Consider the following 19977-nt stretch of genomic DNA (forward strand, 5'->3'; position numbering starts at 1 on the left):
AACATGCCCTCCATCCGATTACTCTCGCCGCGGCTGGCAAACCAGATTGCTGCCGGTGAGGTGGTTGAGCGCCCCGCATCTGTTGTTAAAGAACTGGTTGAAAACGCACTCGACGCTGGCGGAGACCGCGTCGAGGTTGAGGTAGAGCAGGGCGGTGTAAAACTGATCCGGGTTCGTGATAACGGCTGCGGTATTGCCGAAAGCGACTTGCCTTTGGCGCTAAGCCGCCATGCTACCAGCAAAATTGCCAGTCTTGATGATCTGGAATCCGTGGCATCTCTCGGGTTTCGTGGCGAAGCCCTGGCCAGTATCAGCTCCGTGTCGCGGCTCGCCCTGACGTCGAAAACCGAGGGGTGTGAGGCAGCGTCCAAAGTGGAGGTAGAGGGCCGGGAAATGGACGCCCGAATCTCTCCGGCTGCGCACCCTGTCGGCACCACGGTTGAAGTGCGGGATTTGTTTTTCAACACGCCGGCACGGCGTAAATTTCTGCGTACCGAGAAAACCGAATTCAATCACGTGGAAGAGTGCGTGCGCCGCCAGGCCCTCAGCCGGTTTGATGCAGGTTTTACCTTGCGCCATAACCAGCGGGTTGTGCACAACCTCCGGCCAGCGGATTCCGTGCTCGACAAAGAGCGTCGCATTGCCGCCCTATGCGGGCAAAAGTTTATTGATAGTGCGGTAGTGATTGATGCTGAGGCCACTGGTTTACGCCTTTGGGGCTGGGTCGCATTACCTACGTTTTCCCGCAGCCAGGCTGATTTGCAGTATTTCTTTGTTAATGGCCGTGTAATCCGTGATCGCCTTGTCGCCCATGCTGTGCGTCAGGCATACCGGGATGTGCTTTACAACAACCGCCATCCTGCTTTTGTTCTTTACCTTGAAGTCGACCCCGCTACTGTTGATGTAAACGTGCACCCGACCAAGCACGAAGTGCGCTTCCGTGATGGTCGACTGGTGCACGATTTTATCTTCCGAACTCTGCATAAAGCCTTGGCCGACGTGCGGCCGGATGACCACTTTCGGGGCGCTGTGGCGCAGTCGTTCGGTCGTGAAACGGCCGGGCAAGGCGAGGTGGCCGGTGCTGGTTCCGGGTATGGGTCGCAACAACCCTGGAATGGGCAGCCTACCATTCCGTCAGCAGGCGAACATGCGCCAGCATCCGGGTTTGGCGGGCAGCCAGCGCCTCAACAGGAGTGGCGAGCCAGTGACCAGATGGCCTTCTACAATTCCCTTGGTGGCGGTGGTGTCAGTGGTCCGCAAGAGTCGGTGTCGTTTGGCGCCACGGCGGCTGCGCCGCTGGATCAGTCAAGCGGTGAGGGCAGCAACGAAGAACCACCTCTGGGGTATGCCATTGCCCAATTGCACGGCATTTACGTTCTGGCCCAGAGCAGCGCCGGAATGATCGTTGTGGACATGCACGCCGCCCATGAACGCATTACTTACGAACGAATGAAGCGAGCGCTGGCTGAACAGGATCTCAAGAGCCAGCCGCTGTTGGTGCCCTTATCACTTGCGGTCAGCCAGAAAGAAGCCGCCTTGGCCGAAACCCATGGTGATAATTTGCAGCAGTTAGGCTTGCAGATTGAGCGTATCGGGCCAGAAACCCTGGCCATCAGGCAGGTGCCGGCGCTTCTGCGAGGCGCTGATACAGAACAGCTCGTAAGGGATGTGTTGTCTGATTTGATCGAGCATGGCCAGAGTGATCGCGTTGAAGCGGTTACCCATGAACTGCTTGGTACCATGGCCTGTCACGGGTCGGTGCGAGCCAATCGGCAGCTAACCGTTCCGGAAATGAACTCCCTGCTGCGGGATATGGAAGCGACAGAGCGCAGCGGCCAATGTAACCACGGGCGCCCCACATGGACACTGGTTACGCTTGGGGAATTGGACAAGCTGTTTCTGCGGGGGCGCTAGATTTTCATTGATGGATACATCCAGTACGCCTCAAGCCTCAAAACCACCAGCTATCTTTCTGATGGGGCCGACTGCGTCGGGTAAAACCGACCTGGCCATGGCGCTTTGTGATCAACTGCCTTGCGACATTATCAGCGTCGATTCCGCGATGATCTACCGGGGGATGGATATAGGCACAGCCAAACCCTCAGCGAAGGAATTGGCCCGGGCCCCCCATCGACTGATTGATATCTGTGATCCTGCCGACACCTATTCTGCTGCCGATTTCCGCAGGGATGCGCTGTTTGAAATGGATCGAATTTCCCGCGCAGGCCGTATACCCCTTCTGGTAGGCGGTACCATGATGTATTTCAAGGCGTTATTGCATGGTATGTCAGGGTTGCCTTCTGCCAGCCCGGAGCTCCGCAAAACCCTTGAGGCCGAGGCGGAGCGGCTTGGGTGGTCTGCGTTGCATGCAGAGTTGGAGGCCCGCGACCCAGTAGCGGCGAAATTGATTCACCCGAACAACCGGCAGCGTCTTTTGCGCGCACTGGAGGTTATACGTCTCACTGGCAGGCCGATTTCGGCTCTCTGGGAGGCGGATGCCAGCAAGCAGCCGACGCAAGATGCAAGTCGGGAAGGCATTGAGGATTACACCTACTATACTCAATGGCAGGCAGACGAAACTTCATCGCTTCCGTATACTGTTACGCAGCTTGCCATAGCGCCCCCTGAGAGGGTCGTGCTTCACGACAGGATACAGCAGCGCTTCCTCAAGATGCTGGAGATGGGGTTTCTGAATGAAGTTCGGGGCTTGATGGCCAGAGGCGATTTACACCCGGAACTTCCTTCCATGCGCTGTGTCGGATATCGCCAGGCACTGAGTTATCTGAGCGGTACCGATGATTATGACGTATTTGTAAGCAAAGGCGTTGCGGCCACCCGGCAGTTGGCAAAACGGCAGCTTACATGGCTTCGAAAGTGGTCTGATTTGAATTGGTTGAACAGCGAAGACGGATTTATCGTTGAAGCAGCCTTGAAAACGGTGCGACACCACACCACATTTAACACTCAATAATTACTATCTGCATTTACTAAAAAACAGGAGAACACACATGTCAAAAGGGCACTCGTTACAAGACCCTTACCTCAACGCCTTACGCAAGGAACGCATTCCGGTTTCTATCTTCTTGGTTAACGGTATCAAGCTGCAAGGGCAGATAGAGTCTTTTGACCAATTTGTTATTTTGCTGAAAAACACTGTCAGCCAAATGGTCTACAAGCACGCAATCTCAACCGTTGTACCTGCCCGGAACGTTCGCCTTCCCCAGCAGAACCCGGCGGGAGAGGATGAGTCTGAAGACTGATTTGTTCAGGGTCTTGGTGTTACCACCCGCGTTCCTGAGGGGCCTCTTGGCTCTGATGGCCGCGGGTGTTTGTTTTTATAATTCCAACAAACCGATTCTAGCGGAGTTGATGCCCATTGTTTGATCGCCCGGATGTAGGTGAGCGAGCGATACTCGTCCACATCGAATTTTCTTCCCACGACGGCACTGAAGATCCGGAAGAGTTCCGGGAGCTGGTTAGTTCCGCTGGAGTCGAAGCGGTTGGGATTGTGACCGGTACCCGAAAGCAGCCCAGTCCCAGGCTTTTTGTGGGAGAAGGCAAGCTCGAAGAGATTCGGGATGCAGTAACGCTGCATGAGGCCGACATTGTTCTGTTCAACCATGCGCTCAGTCCAAGCCAGGAACGAAATATCGAGCGAGAGCTCAAATGCCGCGTACTGGATCGTACAGGGGTTATTCTCGATATTTTTGCTCAGCGTGCCCGTACTCACGAAGGTAAGTTGCAGGTAGAGTTGGCGCAGCTCGATCACATGTCGACGCGACTGATCCGGGGATGGACTCACCTTGAACGTCAGGGTGGTGGAATTGGTCTTCGTGGCCCGGGTGAAACCCAGCTCGAAACCGACCGCAGACTATTGCGCGAACGAATGAAGTCTATCTACAAGCGGCTTGAAAAAGTTCGCAAACAGCGTAATCAGGGACGGCGTGCCCGTAAACGCGCTGATATCCCAACAGTGTCGCTGGTTGGCTATACCAACGCCGGCAAGTCCACGCTATTTAATCGGATTACCACGTCTACCGTTTACGCCGCGGATAAATTGTTCGCGACCCTCGATCCCACCATACGGCGTTTGGAACTTCCCGATATCGGGCCGGTCGTAATGGCGGATACTGTAGGCTTTATCCGGCATTTGCCCCACAAGCTGGTTGAAGCATTCCGTGCGACGCTGGAAGAAACCACCGAAGCAACTATTTTGCTGCACGTTGTTGATAGCCACGACAGCCGGCGTGATGAAAATATTGAGCAGGTAGAAGGGGTGCTGGCGGAAATTGGTGCCGATGAAATACCGGTTTTGCAGGTGTTTAATAAAATCGATCTGTTGGATAATTTTGTGCCAAGGGTTGAACGCAATGAGGACGGCGTGCCTGTGCGCGCCTGGGTGTCGGCGGTTACGGGTGAGGGCCTGGAAGGTCTTTACGATGCTATTGTTGAACGCTTGGCTGAAGATGTTGTCCACCACTTTGTTTTGCTCGGGCCTGTCGATGGCAAGCTCAGGGCGCTGCTGCATGAGGCCGGATCGGTACTGAGTGAAGACCACCGTGAAACCGGCGATACAGTACTTGAAGTTCGACTGCAATACCGGGACTGGATGCAGCTTCTGAGCCGCGCCGGGATGAGCGAAGAAATGGTACGCCTGGATGAAGGGCAAGCCTGAAACCATGCAAGCTATTGCCGGGACGAAGATAAATCCCTAGTATTTGCAGCCATTCGATATCTTAGGAACTTGGAGAGCACTATGGCCTGGAATGAACCGGGTGGAAACCGCAACGATAAAGATCCCTGGGGAACTGGTGGTCGTCGCGGTAATGATCAGGGTCCACCAGACCTCGACGAGGCGCTGAAGAAGGGCCTCGATAAGCTGAACAAAATGCTGGGAGGCAAGGGCAAAAAGTCCGGTGGCGACAGTGGCAGCGGTGGTTCAGGTGGAGCAGGCAGCTTTGGTGCCGTTCTCGCCCTGGCAGCTATTCTTGTTGTGGGCTATGTCATTTTTCAGTCGTTCTACACGGTAAACGAGCAGGAGCGCGCGGTTGTTTTACGGTTTGGGGAATATGCCAAAACGGAAAGCCCGGGCCTGAGGTTCAAAGTGCCGTTGATTGATGATGTGACCAAAGTACGCGTGACCAACGTCAGAACGGCCCAGTCCAGCGGCCAGATGCTGACTCAGGACGAGAACCTGGTAACGGTTGATCTGCAGGTGCAGTATCGTGTGAACGATGCTCGGGATTACGTGTTGAACGTTCGGGATTCCAACCAGGCGTTGGCATTTGCAACCGACAGTGCGCTGCGTCACGAGGTGGGCAGTTCAACTCTCGATGACGTGCTGACCGAAGGGCGTGCCGAGTTGGCCGTTCGTGTTGAACAACGGCTTCAGGGCTTTTTGCAGGAATACGGCGCCGGGCTTGGGATTGTTCGGGTGAACGTTGAAAGTACGCAGCCACCCGCTGCAGTGCAGGACGCCTTCCGTGAAGTTCAACGTGCCCGTGAAGACGAGCAGCGTGTGAAGGAAGAGGCGGAAACCTACCGGAACAAGGTTGTTCCAGAGGCTCGTGGTCAGGCTCAGCGCATGATTGAAGAGGCGAGTGCCTACAAGCAGGAAGTCATCGAGCGCGCTCGTGGTGAAACTGCGCGTTATCTCGAGTTGTTGGCGGTGTATCAGATGGCACCTGGAGTCACTCGTGAGCGTATGTACCTGCAGACGATGGAAACTGTTCTTTCCAACAGCAGCAAGATTCTTGTGGATACCGAAAGCAGCGGCAATATGATGTATTTACCGCTGGATCGTCTGACCCAGGGGGCGTCGTCAAGAAGTGGTAGCCAAACCTCTGGAGCCGGCGGCCAGGCAGATATTCAGGCGGTAACTGACCAGGTGATTCAAGAACTGCGAACCAGGCAGGATACTAATACGCGGAGGAGCAGATAATTATGGGACCTAAAAGTGTAGTGGGTCTTGCAGGCGCTCTTATCGTTGTCCTGCTGGTACTGTCGAGTGTTTTTATCATTCCGGAAACCCACCGCGGAGTTATGCTGAGGTTTGGTGAGTTGGTCGAGACCGACATCAAAGCGGGTATTCACTTCAAGGTACCGGTTATCGATCAGGTTCGGGAGTTTGATATCCGCGTGCTGACCATGGATCTGCCTTCAAGGCAGTATCTGACGGTTGAAAAGAAGCCGCTCGATGTTACCTCTTACATTGCTTGGAAAATCCGCGATGTGGATCAGTTCTATCGTGCAACCGGCGGGGATGAGTTCCGTGCCCAATCTCTACTGCAGTCCCGTGTAGACAACGGTTTGCGTAATGAGTTCGGTGTTCGCACTATGCATGAGGTGGTCTCCGGTCAACGTGACGAGCTTATGCATAATCTGCGCGATCAGGTTAACGAAACCTCTGTGAAGGAATTCGGGATTGATGTAAAAGATATACGCGTCAAGGCAATCGAGTTCCCGGGGCAGGTAAGCGAAAACGTATATCGCCGGATGGCGACAGAGCGTGAGAAGCTGGCTCAGGAATTCCGGTCACGTGGGCGCGAGTTGGCTGAAGGTATTCGCGCGGATGCCGATCGTCAGAAAACAGTTACGCTGGCAGAAGCATTTGCATCGGCTGAAGAAACCCGTGGTGAAGGGGACGGTGAAGCTGCGCGCATCTACGCAGAGGCCTATGGCTCTAACCCGGAGTTTTACAGCTTCTATCGTAGTCTTCAGGCATACCGGAATACCTTCTCCGGTAAAGACGACCTGATGGTTATCGATGCCAAAAGCGACTTCATGAAATTCCTGAAGGATTCGAAGGGCGGGAGCTAAAACCTGCTCGATTGACCGAAAAACCGGAATGCCAAGGTATTCCGGTTTTTTTGTGTCTGCCAACAGTGTAAAATCCCTCAGGTTTTGGTTCGGGTTTTTCTGCCCTGAATGTCACCCTAAAAACCTGCGCGCTTATTCTGTATTAAATACAGGGGTGTGCGGGATGGACAACGGAATCTCATGACAGTATCTGATCGCTGGTTACTGCCGGACGGGGTGGAGGATATCTTGCCGCCACTGGCCGGACAGATAGAATCCCTGCGCCGGGATGTAATGGATACCTGCCAGCGTTGGGGCTACCAACTGGTAATCCCACCGCTCATTGAATACCTCGAATCCCTGTTTACCGGAACCGGACACGATCTGGAGCTGCAAACCTTCAAGCTGACCGATCAGCTGACGGGGCGCATGATGGGTGTTCGGGCCGATATGACACCTCAGGCTGCGCGCATCGACGCCCACACACTGGGGCAGGAAGGCATTACACGTCTGTGTTATGCCGGCCATGTTCTGCATACCCGCCCCAAACACATGCTTGCCAGCCGCACGCCTATTCAGGCTGGCTGTGAGATGTTTGGCAGTGCTTCTGAATCTGCAGATCTGGAAATCATCAGTTTGATGCTCGAGGCTCTGCGTGTTGCCGGCCTGTCTCGTGTGCATCTGGATCTGGCTCATGTGGCCATCTACGAAAGCCTGATCGGTGAAGCCGAGTTTGATCGCGATACAAGTGCTGCTATCTTCGACGCCATGGGGCGCAAATCAGTACCTGAGCTGGACAGACTTCTGGGCGATTGCCCCAAGGGCTCTGCGGGCGCTCGCCTCCGCGAGCTAGCGCGGGTTAGCGGTGGTGCGGAAGCATTGACTGAAGCGCGCAGAATCCTGAGTGGTGCCTCCGACAACCTTAGCGCGGCACTGGACCAGCTTGGCCGGGTTGCCACGATGCTTGAAAGGGACTTCCCCGAAGTCAGTTTCGGGTTCGATTTCTGCGAGTTGCGTGGTTACAACTATCACACAGGCCTGGTGTTTGCAGCCTATGTGCCTGGCCATGGTGACTCGATTGGCAAGGGTGGCCGATACGATGCCATTGGCAGCGATTTTGGCCGGGCTCGCCCCGCCACCGGGTTCAGCCTGGATATACGGGCATTGGTGTCGTTGGGCTCACGCCCTGTCAATCCCCGCAAAGCTGTGTGGGCGCCTGCTGAAGAAGACTCAGAGCTGGAGCAGGCGATTTCGGAACTGAGAAGGACAGACATTGTCATCCGGGCACTTCCGGAAGACATAAAGGCAGATCCCTCTACCCGGGGATGTGACCGGAAGCTGGTAAAACAGGGTGATCGTTGGGTCGTACAGGGGCTGGGTTGATCTCAGCAGGCTGCTACGAACACATGAAGGTACATTTGCCAAATTTGCGAGACGCACGCTCTATCGTGTGCGCATTGAGAGAGAATCATGGGTAAAAACGTTGTTGTGCTGGGCACCCAGTGGGGTGATGAAGGCAAGGGTAAGATCGTCGACCTGTTGACTGAAAAAGTTGCAGCGGTGGTTCGTTTTCAGGGAGGCCATAACGCGGGCCACACTCTGGTTATCGACGGCAAAAAAACGGCTTTACACCTGATTCCTTCCGGCATTCTCCGGCAGAACGTTCAGTGCCTTATTGGTAACGGTGTTGTGGTATCGCCGGAAGCTTTGCTGAAAGAAGTCCGAGGGCTGGAAGCATCTGGCGTAGATGTTCGTGACCGACTGCGTATCAGCCTTGCGTGCCCGATTATTCTGCGCACTCACGTGCGTATCGACCAGGCCCGTGAGCGAGCCAAAGGTAATGACAAGATCGGCACCACTGGCCGTGGTATCGGGCCTGCGTACGAAGACAAGGTGTCTCGTCGCGGTGTTCGGCTTGGGGACCTGCACAGCCCGGCAGACTTCGAAGAGAAGCTGCGGGAACTCATGACCTATCACAACTTTGTTCTGACAGAGTATTTCAAGGAAGAAGCCGAAGACATAGATGCGGCTCTGAAAGAACTGTTGGAGATGGGCAAGGAAATTCTGCCCATGGCGGCAGACGTAACGGACTTGCTTCACGGCTATCGCAAGCGTGGCCAAGACATCATGTTCGAAGGCGCCCAAGGCTCCTTGCTGGACATCGATCTGGGCACCTATCCGTTCGTCACATCTTCCAACACCACAGCGGGCGGCACAGCCACGGGTTCCGGTTTTGGCCCACTGTATCTGGACTATGTTCTGGGTATTACCAAGGCTTACACTACACGTGTTGGCGCAGGTCCCTTCCCTACAGAGCTTTTTGATCAGACAGGTGAGCACCTGGCCATCAAAGGCAATGAGGTGGGTACGACAACAGGCCGCTCCCGTCGATGCGGTTGGTTTGATGCGGTTGCGGTACACCACGCCATTGAAATTAACAGCGTGTCTGGTATTTGTCTGACCAAGCTGGACGTACTTGATGGCTTGGAAACGGTTAAGGTTTGCGTAGGTTATAAAACGCCTGCAGGTGAAATGACTCGCCCACCCATCGGTTGTGACAGCTACAAAGATATTGAGCCAATTTACGTTGAATTGCCGGGTTGGAGCGAAAGCACCTTCGGGCTAACCAAGCTCGAGCAGTTGCCGGAAAACGCCAGAGCTTATATCAAGTTCCTGGAAGAGCAAATTGATGCGCCTATCGACATCATCTCTACTGGCCCTGATCGGGTTGAAACCATTACCTTGCGCCACCCGTTTGATGAGTAAGTGGTAAAAGGTTGAAAAAGCCGCCCTACCTCTAATGGTACGGCGGTTTTTTTATCAGGGTTTTTCGGCAACGATGGTGGCGCGCTTGGGGCCAGGATAACCTTCAATGGTTCTTGTGGGGTCTTCCGGATCGAGAAAATCCTGGAGCGAGTTGAATCGCATCCAGTCTGTGCTTCTTTGTTCATCGGTGGTGGTCTCAGACACATCTACAACCCGGGCGTTACGAAAGCCGGTGCGGTCGAGCCACCGAAGCAAGGTGTCGCAGCTTGGTAAAAACCACACGTTACGCATCTGCCCATAGCGGTCTTCGGGCATCAGGCTATAGCCTTCAGGGCCATCCACAACAAGAGTTTCCAACACCAGTTCACCACCCGGTCTCAGCGTACCTTTGAGCTCCAGAAGATGGTCGAGCGGCGAGCGGCGGTGGTAGAGAACGCCCATGGAGAAGGTGGTGTCAAAGCTTTCAAGCCCTTCCGGCAGGTCTTCCATGCGTATAGGTAGAAGATCGATGGGGGCTTCGCCCACGTAGCGTTTCACGCTGAGGAACTGGAACATGAATAGAAGCCCTGGATCGATACCGATCACACGCTTTGCACCTTCACCCAGCATGCGCCAGCAGTGATAGCCTGAGCCACAGCCAACATCGAGAATGCGCCGCCCGGAAAGGTCTGAAATATAGGGTGAAACCCTGTCCCACTTCCAGTCTGAGCGCCATTCGGTGTCGATATGAGTGCCGAAGAAGTCGAACGGCCCTTTGCGCCAGGGCATAAGGCCCCGTAGCCCGTTTTCCAGTGCTTGCTGCTGGCTTGAATCCAGGCTCGCCGGGGTCGCGATCTTTATCGCAGAGGCGTTGAGCTCCGAGATTGTGCCGGGAACATCAGGAAGGCTGTTCATCGCCGATTGCCAGCGCCCGAGATCACCGTGGGGGGAATCGTCAAAACGTTGTGCCAGCTGAGCTTTGATGATCTCTGCCCAGTTGCCTTCACCTGTGCTTTCGAGCTCTGAAAGTAGCTGCCCGAAATAGCTGCGCCAGTCAAAATGCGCCATGATCTGTCTGTCCTGCGGGTTTGTTCAGTCGGCCTTGATGGCCAGCATGGATACGAAGTTAAAGCACTGGTACCAAACCAGCACGCGATCAAAGCCCGACTCCTTCAGGCGCTGCGTGTGGGCGCTCAGTGTTTCCGGAATCAGAACCTGTTCAATCGCACTGCGTTTCTGGCTTATTTCCAGGTCGGAATAGCCGTTGGCGCGCTTGAACTCGTGGTGCAGGCGGGTTTGAGTGTCTTGTTCATCTTCTGATTCAAAACGAATTTTTTCCGAGAGAATCAGCACTCCACCAGGCCTTGTGGCGTTTGCAATACGGCTTAACAGGGCGCTGCGCTCTTTGGGGGGGACGAATTGCAGCGTGAAGTTCAGAGTCGTAACAGAGGCGTCTGACAGTTCAGTATTCTGAATGTTTTCGCAGCGAAGGCTCACGGGGAGTGAGTGATCGTCGAGCGCGATATAGTGCTCGCAGCGCTCGATCATGGCAGCGGAATTATCAATGCCCACCAGAGCGCAGTCGCTAAAAGGTATGCCGTGACGCATAGCCAGTGTTGAAGCGCCAAGGGAGCAGCCCAGGTCGTAGCAGTTGGAGCCGGCTTGTGCGTACTGTTCGGTAATGACTTCTATCATTGGGATGATGGTGGTGTAGCCAGGTACCGATCGCCGGATCATATCCGGGAAAACGCGGGCTACTGCAGCATCAAAACGAAAATCCTCCGGTTGCCGCTCTGTTGCGAAGAGGCGGTCCGTGAGGGATTGTGTTGGTCGGTCGGACTTACTCATTGCCCACCTCCGGGGCTGGCGAAGAGCAACGCACGCCGCGCTTCTTGTAATCCACAAGGATGCCGCGGAAAGTCGGGTCAGTGTCAGCTGCGATAGCCATGTAGCCATTCTCGCAAACTGCGTGGAGCTCCGAGGACTTCGGGGACATGCGGAACGTTTCGCCCGGCTTTATATGAATCGCCTGGAATTCCCCCAGTGGTACATGATCCTTGTTGTCCGAATGCGTGATTTTTCCGCTTAGTTCCAGCACCAATACGGTGCCGACAATTGCGATCAGGGCGGTCACTAAAAGACTGCGGATACTGTAGTTGGCCTCGTTCTGGCTCATGCCTACCTCGTTTTGAATGTGAGTGAGTGGTCAGTACTGACCGGGGAGTGTAATGGAGGGCGCCTGCAGTGCTCCCAACTGTTCTCTCAAGGACAAGATCTGATCTGACCAGAATCTGGGCTGGCCAAACCAGGGGAAAAAGCGTGGAAATGCGGGGTCGTTCCAGCGTTTCGCAAGCCAGGCGCAGTGGCTGATCTGGCGATAGCACCGCAAAGGCTCAACAAGGTGTCGTTCTCGCCGATTGAAATCGCGGAAGGTTTCATAGCCTTCCAGTAATTCGCCCAGTTGGGCACCGCGCTCGTGATCATCGCCGTTAAGAAGCAGCCACATATCCTGCATGGCGGGCCCAGCGCGACAGTCGTCCAGGTCCACAAACAGCATCTGCTCGTCCCTGCACAATATGTTTCCGGCATGGCAATCGCCGTGCAGGCGAATAGTTTCAACCTCACCGGCATCTTCAATTCGGGCGCGGCAGTATGTCAGCAGGTCTGGAATCAGGCTATCCCAGGCGGGCCTGAGGTCCTTCGGGATCCAGTCTCCTTCCAGTAAGAGTTGGTTGCTTGTCTCAATGCCATCCATGGGCGATAAGGCCACGCGATGACGAAAGGGCTTGAGAGCCCCGATGTTGTGAATCTGTCCCAGCCACTGTCCCAGCCTGTACAGGGTGTCGGTAACACTGGTGTCTGGCGCCTGCCCGCCCCGCTGGTTAAACGCGGCAAACATGAAATCACCGTGCTTTCCGAGTGTGTCACCGGAAGGCATCACCAGTGGTGCCACAACGGGAATATCGGCGGCCAGCAGTTCACGGGTAAACTCGTGCTCTTCCCGCACCTGCTCCTCGGTCCAGCGGCCTGGGCGATAGAACTTGGCGATCACCGGAGCGCCTTCATCCAGTCCCACCTGATACACCCGGTTTTCATAGCTGTTCAAGGCAAATAGACGACCGCTGACTGCGAAACCGGCATCCTCCATCGCATCCAGAATGGCATCCGGGGTCAAGGCATCGTATGGATGGGCTGAAACGTTCATCATAAGGCGAGGCCATGCTGGTAAATGTTGGGCCCAAGTATACCTGCTTGGAAGCGCTCCCGTAATGCGAGTGCGGGATGTTCCTATGGGTTCCGGCATGGCAAAGATTGGGTTAACGTAAACGGTCTCGGTTCCCATTTTCGGGACAGGTTAATTTACAGGCAGCAGGGGCAGTCGGTGGAAAGCGATCTTCTGGAAGTGGATACCCTGGTTATCGGGGCTGGAGTGGTTGGCCTCGCGGTGGGCAGAGCTATGGCGCAAATCGGGCGCGAGGTGATTGTGCTGGAGGCGGGAGATCATTTTGGTGAAGGTGTCTCGTCTCGTAATAGTGAAGTCATTCACGCAGGAATCTACTACCCGGACAACTCCCTCAAAGCCCGGCTTTGTGTTGAGGGTCGGCGTCAGTTGTACCAATACTGCGAGAGCCATAAAGTTGGGTATCAAAAATGCGGTAAGTGGATTGTTGCTACCAGCGAGGCGCAAAATACCAGGCTTGAAAATATTCAAGCTCAGGCGTTAGCCAACTGTGTTCCTTTGGAGTTGTTTGACGGTCCCACCGTTGCTCGGCAGTTGCCTGAAGTTTGCGTCAGTGCCGGGCTCTGGTCGCCGGAAACCGGCATAGTTGACACCCACGGCCTGATGCTTGCACTGTTAGGTGAGTTGGAAGATGCGGGTGGCTCTCTGGTGCTACGTTCGCCGGTTGAGCGCATAGAGTCAGGGGGAGGAACGCATGTTTTATGGGTTGGCGGTGCTGAGCCATTAAGGGTCAGGGCGCGCAATCTTGTAAATGCCGCTGGCTTGGGTGCGGTGCCATTGACCCGGAACTGGGTAGGGCTTCCCGATGTGCAGAAGCCCTCGCAATGGTTCGCCCGGGGAGTCTATTTCAGTTACGGCGGTCGTCACCCATTCAAAAACCTGATTTATCCGGTTCCGGAACCGGGTGGGCTGGGTGTTCATCTCACCCTCGATCTTGCCGGTCAGGCGCGCTTTGGCCCGGATGTGGAATGGATAGAGAGGGAGGATTACGGGGTTGATCCTGAGCGGGTGCATTCCTTTGTGTCGGGTATCCGGCAGTGGTGGCCCGGCCTTGAATCAGCGCGTCTTCAGCCAGCGTATGCGGGGATCCGGCCAAAGCTGAAAGATGCGGGGGGCGGCTTTTTTGATTTCCGGATTGATGGCCCGCAGGAGCATGGTGTTCCAGGGCTGGTAAACCTGTTTGGTATCGAGTCGCCTGGCCTGACATCCTGTTTGGCCATTGCGGGTTTGGTGAGGGACAAACTGGCGTAACAGCGAGGAAGTTTTATCCCGGCGTTCTGGCCAGGGCCCAAACCTGAATCTCTTTTGCGCCTGCGTCCCGCAGAGCAGACGCGAGTATTCTTACGGTTGCTCCGGTCGTCACCACGTCATCCACAATGGCAATCCGTTCTGGTACCTTCGCACACACCTCAAATACGCCGCGTAGATTTTGCAGTCTGGCTTCTCTGCTCAGACCGCGCTGAGCCTGCACTTTTCGAACCCTGCGGACAATCCCTGCATCAACCGGAATATCCAGAGCATCCCCCAGCCGTTCGGCTATATCCCGGGCCTGATTGAACCCGCGCTCACGACGGCGCGCATAAATCATGGGTGAGGGAATGAGCACCTGCGGTTTTTCATGGGTTTGATCCCGGAATGTCGATTCGAGGTGGGCCGTAAGGCCTGCAATCAGAGGTCGGGCAAACTTGTGCTGCCGGTTGTATTTGTATCGGCTGATCATGCCGTCGACCGGATACTGGTAGCGCCAGGGTATAAATGAGCGATCGAAGGGGGGCGGTGATATCAGGCAGTGGCCGCAAGCCAGCTCATTGGCGACGTGCGACATTGGTAAGGCACAGCAGCGACAGTGCCACCGGTTAACCGGAAGATCGGCCTGGCAAAATTCGCATAAACCATTGTTGGCATTAGAAGAAAGGCAGCCGACACAGTCGCCTTTGCTTTTCTCGCTGTTAACCAGCTTGGAATTTAAGGTTGACAGCCAGCTCAGTCCCTTTATCATCTGATTCATCCGTAAACCCAGAGACCGAAAAAGGTTAACAGGACTTCTGCATGACTGCCACCGCATTACGTCACGATTGGACGCTTCAGGAAGCACGCTCACTTTTCGAGCTTCCGTTTAATGACTTGTTGTTCCGTGCTCAGTCGGTTCACCGCCAGAACTTTGATCCCAATGAGGTGCAGGTAAGCACTCTGCTTTCTATCAAGACAGGCGCATGCCCGGAGGATTGCAAGTACTGCCCTCAGAGCGGTCACTACAACACCGGGCTGGAAAAGGAAAAGCTGCTGGAGCTTGAGAAAGTGGTCGCAGAGGCCCGGGCTGCGAGGGAAAAAGGCGCATCACGCTTTTGCATGGGCGCTGCATGGCGTAGCCCAACGGCGAAGGATATGCCGTATGTTCTGGATATGGTGCGGGAGGTGAAGTCGCTGGGCCTCGAGACCTGCATGACGCTGGGCATGTTGAAGCCTGAGCAGGCGGCAGAGCTGGCTGAGGCCGGTCTGGATTACTACAACCATAACCTGGATACATCCGAGAAGTACTACAGCCATATTATTACTACTCGTACCTATCAGGATCGCCTGGATACGTTGGAAAACGTGCGTAATGCCGGTATGAAGGTGTGCTGTGGCGGCATTATGGGTATGGGGGAAGATGAGGATGATCGGGTGGGCATGCTGGTTCAACTGGCCAACCTTCCGCAGCACCCTGAAAGTGTGCCGGTGAATATGCTGGTGAAGGTGAAGGGAACTCCCATGGAGAATGTGGAAGATCTGGATCCGTTTGAGTTTATTCGTGTGCTTGCGGTTGCTCGTATCATGATGCCGGCGTCTCATGTGCGTTTGTCAGCGGGTCGGGAGACGATGAATGAGCAGATGCAGGCGTTGTGTTTTCTGGCTGGGGCGAATTCGATTTTTTATGGCGAGAAGTTGTTGACGACGTCGAATCCGGAGGCGGATGCGGATATGGCGTTGTTCCGCCGGTTGGGTATTCGGCCGGAGAAGCGGGAGCAGTGTGCTTCTGAGGAGCAGGATGAGGAGGCGATTGTCGACGCTTTGGAGTATGAGGCTAATCGGCACTTGTTTTATGACGCTTCTCTTGAGTCGGCCTGATTAGATTGGTGCAAGCGCCAAGCGGGCGGTGGGTTCCGGGATACGCTACAAGCACATCCATGTGCGCTTGTTTCGGGCCGTCCATGGCCCTCTACAATCCCGGAACCCACCGCCCGCTCGGCGCCCAGATATCACAGTTGGCCTCTACAGGCGCCGAGGTGAAAGGCTCACCGGCCGCTCATAGTATTCGTTTGCCTTCCGCTCAATCATTTCCAGGTCAGTAAACATATACGCTGGCCATTTCTCCGGGTGCATACTCGTGCGTGACTTTACAGCTGAACTGGAACAACGAAAACAGGCTGGGCTATATAGAACGCGCCGGCATATTTCCGGGCCTCAGCAGCCGGTTTTAACTGCTGATGGTCAGCGGTTACTTTCGTTTTGCAGCAACGATTACCTTGGCTTGGCCAATCACTCTTCCAATATTGAAGCCCTCAGGGATGCCTTACCCAAAACAGGGCTGGGCGGTGCGGCTTCGCATCTGGTTTGTGGGCACCATGAGGCGCATCACCTGTTGGAAGAGCGCCTGGCGGCGTTTACCGGCCGAAGTTCTGCGTTGTTTTTCTCTACCGGTTATATGGCCAATCTGGGCGTGATTTCTGCGCTGGTGGGGCGTGGGGGTACGGTGTTTTCGGATCGCCTGAATCATGCCTCCATTATTGACGGCTGTATTCTTAGTCGGGCGAAGGTGCGCCGCTATGGCCATGGGGATGTGGAGTCGCTTGCCGCCATGCTGGCTGAGACTTCCGGCCATAAGGTGGTGGTTACCGACGGAGTGTTCAGTATGGATGGCGATGTGGCGCCTTTGCGGGAACTGGCGGCGGTATGTCGCGAGCATGATGCTTTGTTGGTGGTCGACGACGCTCACGGGTTTGGGGTGCTAGGGCCGCATGGGCAGGGAAGTGTTGCGGAGCTTGGTTTGTCTGAAGAGGATGTGCCGGTTCTTATAGGTACCTTGGGCAAGGCCGCAGGCACCAGTGGGGCGTTTGTGGCGGGGCCTGAGGTGTTGATGGATTATTTGGTGCAGAAGGCTCGTACCTATATCTACACCACGGCCATGCCTCCGGCATTAGCTTTTGCCACTTTAAACAGTATTGATTTGATAGAGCGGGGCAGTGAACGGCGAAGCCATCTGCAGAGTCTGATCGATCGCTTTCGGCAGGACGCCATTGCTATGGGTTACTCGCTTATGCCCTCACGCACGCCTATTCAGCCCATTATGGTGGGTGATAACTGGGCTGCTGTGGCGCTGAGTCAGGCCCTTGAAGAGAAGGGTCTGCTGGTGACCGCCATTCGTCCGCCAACGGTGCCAGCCGGTGAGGCGAGGTTGCGGGTTACCTTTAGCGCGGCTCATTCCCATGAGGATCTGGATAGCCTGATGCAGGGGCTGGCGGATTGTCGGCACCTGTTGGCTGGTGAGGGTGTTGCGGTATGAGTTTTCCGCAAGAGGGCGGGCGCCTTGTGGTTGTTGGCGGCTGGGGTGTGCGTGCTGAGATGTTGGAGGATCTTTACCGGTCCTGGCCGGGCACGGTTGAGGTGGTGTCTCTTGAAGACGACCTGATAGCGCGCTGTGATTCGGTGGCGGATGTGGCTGAGAAGCTTCTGGCTCGCTATCCTGAGCCTTCCGTGTGGATGGGGTGGTCTCTCGGTGCGCAGGTTGTTATGGCGGCCGCGCGCCAGAATGCGGGGGCGGTGTCTGCAGCGATTACGCTTGCAGGTTTCCCGAAGTTTATTGCAGACGAACGCTGGCTTAACGGCATGTCTGAGGAAGAGTTTGGAGTGTTCAGCCGAGGCTTGAGCCGTGAACCTGAACGCTATTGGATGCATTTTCTGCTGCTGATGATAAATGGCTCAGCAAGCGCTTTGGCGGAGCGCCAGCGGCTTAAACCCTGGCTTGGTCAGGGCGCCCCCGTATCGTCATCAAATCTGGTTAAGAGTCTTCGCTGGTTGGAGCGAAGCGATCAGCGTCTGTTGTGGTCCCAAGTGAATGTTCCTGTTCTTCATATAACTGGTGCCTGCGACCAGGTGGTGGCGACCTGGGTTGGCGCTTTGGAAACTCAGCCATCTTCCATTGAAATCAGCATTCCCGGCATGGCTCACTGGCCGGGCGGTGTGTTTGCAGATGAGTGCATAGCGGTAATTGAGCGGTTTCTTGGGTCTTCCACTGGTATGGCGTCATGAGCTCTCTTGCGGTGAATGCTTCCTGTCCGGCAAGTAAGAGGGATATAGCTCGGGAGTTCGGCAAGGCTCGAGCCACCTATGAGAGTGCGTCCCGGTTGCAACGGCTTATGGGCAACGAGATGTTCGAGCGGCTGGAAGGCCAAGCTGATCCAGATTGCGCCCGCGTTCTGGATCTTGGCTGCGGCACCGGTTGGTTTACCCGCATGTTGGCCAATCTCATGCCCCCGGGGAGTGTGACAGGCATGGATCTTTCGCCCGGCATGGTAGAGCACGCGATTGCACGCAGCGCCCCTAACACTGCGTGGATAGTTGCAGATGCCGAGGCTATTCCGTTGCCTGACCAAAGCTGTGATCTGATTTTCAGTAATCTCATGATCCAGTGGTGTGCGACACCAGCAAAAGTTCTGCAGGAGTGTCGGCGGGTGCTCAGGCCCGGCGGTAAATTGATGATCTCAACGCTTCTGGAGGGGACCTTGAGGGAACTGGATCAAGCCTGGCAGAAAGCGGACCCCGGACAGAGTCATATCAACCGGTTTGAGACGGAAGCGGCGTTCAAACGCGCAGTGCTGGATGAGTTGCCTGGGGCGCATGTTGAAACGCGTACTTTGCTATTACCCTATGCTTCTCCCCTCACTCTCGCCGCGGAGCTGAAGCAGCTGGGTGCGGGCTACAAACATGCCGGCAGGCGGCAAACGGCTACAGCGCCAAGCCGATTTCGCGCCATGTGCCAGCATTACCCCACAGCTCCAGAAGGCGGTGTTATCGCAAGTTATGAGGCGGCCTGGGTCTACTGGTCATGCCCTGATTCCGATAGCAAAACACTGATTGATTAAAGGGTAGGTTGACTGGCTTTTATGGCTAAAAAAACATTTTTTGTGACAGGTACAGATACCGGCGTTGGCAAGACCATGGTGTCTGCAGCAATTCTGGAAGCCGCGAAAGCGACCGGCAAGCGCACCCTGGGTATGAAGCCAATTGCCTCGGGCTGTGATAACACGCTTGAGGGGTTGCGAAATGACGATGCGCTGATGCTCCAGCGTGCGGCCACGGAATCTCTCGCTTACGATCTTGTAAACCCTATCGCTCTGGAACCGGCCATTGCGCCCCATGTCGCAGCTGTGCAAGCCGGGCGAGCTGTAACCGCTGCTCGGTTGATTGGCTTTTGTCGTGGCATGCAGATGCGGCCAGCGGATCTTTTGCTTATTGAAGGTGCGGGTGGATGGCGAGTGCCGCTGAACGATCGGGAAGTATACTCTGCCGTGCCTCGTGAACTGGGGGTGCCGGTAATTCTGGTGGTTTCGCTTAAGCTGGGGTGTATTAATCATGCCTTGTTAACGGCAGAAGCAATTCTTAACGATGGCTTGGTGTTGGCAGGGTGGGTAGCTAACCGCACCGAATCTGCAGCAATGAGTTGTGAGCAGGAAACCCTGGACTATTTGAAGGGGCAGCTCCCAACCCCTTGCCTTGGGGTCATGCCCTGGTTCGAGGATGTCGATCCCAAAACCTTGAGCGCCTACCTCAATATTAATTCATTGTTTGAAAATTGATCAACAATATGCCCTAATAGTGTCAATTAATGGTCACCGGAAACTGCAGTTATGATCAATAATACACTCGCAATTGGCATGCAAGGTATTCAGGACGGCATGTACGGCATGGAAAATGCCGCCCGCAAAATTGCCCGTGCGGGTGCGGATGGCCCTCAAGGTAGCGCCGAAACCGGAAGCAGCCTGATTGAGCCGATCATCGACCTGAAACTCTATGAGCGTAGCGTAGAGGCGTCGGCACAGGTGGTAAAAGTTGCCGATGAAACCCTTGGTACGTTGCTCGACATAATGGTCTGAGCGCTGATTTGGTGAGCCCACTTTCTCCACTCCCCCCTTTATCAACCTACTCTCCCAAGA

The 19977-nt window shown here is 55.2% G+C and carries 20 protein-coding genes; 15 read left to right on the forward strand and 5 right to left on the reverse strand.

Annotated elements, in window-relative coordinates; all coding sequences use genetic code 11:
- Nucleotides 1-3: 3 nt before the first annotated feature.
- The 8 genes from mutL to AADB16_RS07675 all read left to right on the forward strand — a co-directional run bounded on the left by mutL (nt 4) and on the right by AADB16_RS07675 (nt 9564).
- The gene (gene mutL, locus AADB16_RS07640) at nt 4-1914 is read left to right on the forward strand and encodes a DNA mismatch repair endonuclease MutL (RefSeq protein ID WP_410802435.1); all 1911 of its coding nucleotides are present in this window, start codon (nt 4-6) and stop codon (nt 1912-1914) included.
- 10 nt (nt 1915-1924) lie between these two features.
- Nucleotides 1925-2971, forward strand: coding sequence for a tRNA (adenosine(37)-N6)-dimethylallyltransferase MiaA (gene miaA, locus AADB16_RS07645; RefSeq protein ID WP_410802437.1), 1047 nt, complete (start codon nt 1925-1927; stop codon nt 2969-2971).
- Between the two features lie 37 nt (nt 2972-3008).
- Nucleotides 3009-3260, forward strand: a complete 252-nt coding sequence (gene hfq / locus AADB16_RS07650) for an RNA chaperone Hfq (protein WP_309045193.1) — start codon at nt 3009-3011, stop codon at nt 3258-3260.
- Nucleotides 3261-3376: 116 nt separating this feature from the next.
- The gene (gene hflX, locus AADB16_RS07655; protein ID WP_410802439.1) at nt 3377-4675 is read left to right on the forward strand and encodes a ribosome rescue GTPase HflX; all 1299 of its coding nucleotides are present in this window, start codon (nt 3377-3379) and stop codon (nt 4673-4675) included.
- Between the two features lie 81 nt (nt 4676-4756).
- Nucleotides 4757-5941, forward strand: a complete 1185-nt coding sequence (gene hflK, locus AADB16_RS07660) for an FtsH protease activity modulator HflK (RefSeq protein WP_410802440.1) — start codon at nt 4757-4759, stop codon at nt 5939-5941.
- Nucleotides 5942-5943: 2 nt separating this feature from the next.
- On the forward strand, nt 5944-6819 hold the full coding sequence (gene hflC, locus AADB16_RS07665; protein ID WP_298448360.1) for a protease modulator HflC: 876 nt from the start codon (nt 5944-5946) through the stop codon (nt 6817-6819).
- Nucleotides 6820-6999: 180 nt separating this feature from the next.
- Nucleotides 7000-8181, forward strand: coding sequence for an ATP phosphoribosyltransferase regulatory subunit (locus AADB16_RS07670; protein WP_309045196.1), 1182 nt, complete (start codon nt 7000-7002; stop codon nt 8179-8181).
- Nucleotides 8182-8268: 87 nt separating this feature from the next.
- On the forward strand, nt 8269-9564 hold the full coding sequence (locus tag AADB16_RS07675) for an adenylosuccinate synthase (RefSeq protein ID WP_309045197.1): 1296 nt from the start codon (nt 8269-8271) through the stop codon (nt 9562-9564).
- 54 nt (nt 9565-9618) lie between these two features.
- Here AADB16_RS07675 and cmoB read toward each other — a convergent pair whose 3' ends face one another.
- Genes cmoB through AADB16_RS07695 form a run of 4 tightly spaced genes read right to left on the reverse strand, consistent with a single transcriptional unit; the run spans nt 9619 to nt 12751 of the window.
- Nucleotides 9619-10611: a tRNA 5-methoxyuridine(34)/uridine 5-oxyacetic acid(34) synthase CmoB gene (gene cmoB, locus AADB16_RS07680; protein ID WP_410802442.1), complete on the reverse strand. Its 993-nt coding sequence runs from the start codon at nt 10609-10611 to the stop codon at nt 9619-9621.
- Nucleotides 10612-10635: 24 nt separating this feature from the next.
- Entirely contained in the window at nt 10636-11391 is a 756-nt protein-coding gene (gene cmoA / locus AADB16_RS07685; protein WP_410802443.1) for a carboxy-S-adenosyl-L-methionine synthase CmoA, read from the reverse strand.
- Entirely contained in the window at nt 11384-11719 is a 336-nt protein-coding gene (locus AADB16_RS07690) for a kinase (protein WP_309045200.1), read from the reverse strand. The genes cmoA and AADB16_RS07690 overlap by 8 nt, the downstream gene beginning before the upstream one ends.
- A gap of 30 nt (nt 11720-11749) precedes the next feature.
- Nucleotides 11750-12751, reverse strand: coding sequence for a serine/threonine protein kinase (locus tag AADB16_RS07695; RefSeq protein ID WP_309045201.1), 1002 nt, complete (start codon nt 12749-12751; stop codon nt 11750-11752).
- 21 nt (nt 12752-12772) lie between these two features.
- Here AADB16_RS07695 and AADB16_RS07700 point away from each other — a divergent pair, with 21 nt between their 5' ends.
- Nucleotides 12773-14035 (forward strand): NAD(P)/FAD-dependent oxidoreductase, encoded by a 1263-nt coding sequence (locus AADB16_RS07700; RefSeq protein ID WP_410802446.1) that lies wholly within the window; start codon nt 12773-12775, stop codon nt 14033-14035.
- Nucleotides 14036-14048: 13 nt separating this feature from the next.
- Here the strand turns inward: AADB16_RS07700 and AADB16_RS07705 are convergent, their stop codons facing one another.
- Nucleotides 14049-14609 carry a ComF family protein gene (locus AADB16_RS07705; protein ID WP_410802448.1) on the reverse strand — a complete coding sequence of 187 codons (561 nt, stop codon included), beginning with the start codon at nt 14607-14609 and terminating at the stop codon, nt 14049-14051.
- A 224-nt stretch (nt 14610-14833) separates the two neighbouring features.
- Between AADB16_RS07705 and bioB the strand changes: the two genes are divergently transcribed.
- The 6 genes from bioB to AADB16_RS07735 all read left to right on the forward strand — a co-directional run bounded on the left by bioB (nt 14834) and on the right by AADB16_RS07735 (nt 19917).
- The gene (gene bioB, locus AADB16_RS07710; protein WP_410802450.1) at nt 14834-15892 is read left to right on the forward strand and encodes a biotin synthase BioB; all 1059 of its coding nucleotides are present in this window, start codon (nt 14834-14836) and stop codon (nt 15890-15892) included.
- A gap of 259 nt (nt 15893-16151) precedes the next feature.
- The gene (gene bioF / locus AADB16_RS07715) at nt 16152-17327 is read left to right on the forward strand and encodes an 8-amino-7-oxononanoate synthase (protein WP_410802452.1); all 1176 of its coding nucleotides are present in this window, start codon (nt 16152-16154) and stop codon (nt 17325-17327) included.
- Complete coding sequence (locus AADB16_RS07720) at nt 17324-18073, forward strand: alpha/beta fold hydrolase (protein WP_410802454.1); 750 nt, start codon at nt 17324-17326, stop codon at nt 18071-18073. The genes bioF and AADB16_RS07720 overlap by 4 nt, the downstream gene beginning before the upstream one ends.
- The gene (gene bioC / locus AADB16_RS07725; RefSeq protein ID WP_410802456.1) at nt 18070-18906 is read left to right on the forward strand and encodes a malonyl-ACP O-methyltransferase BioC; all 837 of its coding nucleotides are present in this window, start codon (nt 18070-18072) and stop codon (nt 18904-18906) included. The genes AADB16_RS07720 and bioC overlap by 4 nt, the downstream gene beginning before the upstream one ends.
- Nucleotides 18907-18927: 21 nt before the next feature.
- Complete coding sequence (gene bioD / locus AADB16_RS07730; protein ID WP_410802458.1) at nt 18928-19620, forward strand: dethiobiotin synthase; 693 nt, start codon at nt 18928-18930, stop codon at nt 19618-19620.
- Nucleotides 19621-19671: 51 nt separating this feature from the next.
- Nucleotides 19672-19917 (forward strand): flagellar biosynthesis protein FlgE, encoded by a 246-nt coding sequence (locus AADB16_RS07735; RefSeq protein WP_309045209.1) that lies wholly within the window; start codon nt 19672-19674, stop codon nt 19915-19917.
- Nucleotides 19918-19977: the final 60 nt, after the last annotated feature.

It is taken from the genome of Marinobacter sp. KMM 10035, from assembly GCF_046537445.1.
Classification (GTDB): Bacteria; Pseudomonadota; Gammaproteobacteria; order Pseudomonadales; family Oleiphilaceae; genus Marinobacter; species Marinobacter sediminicola.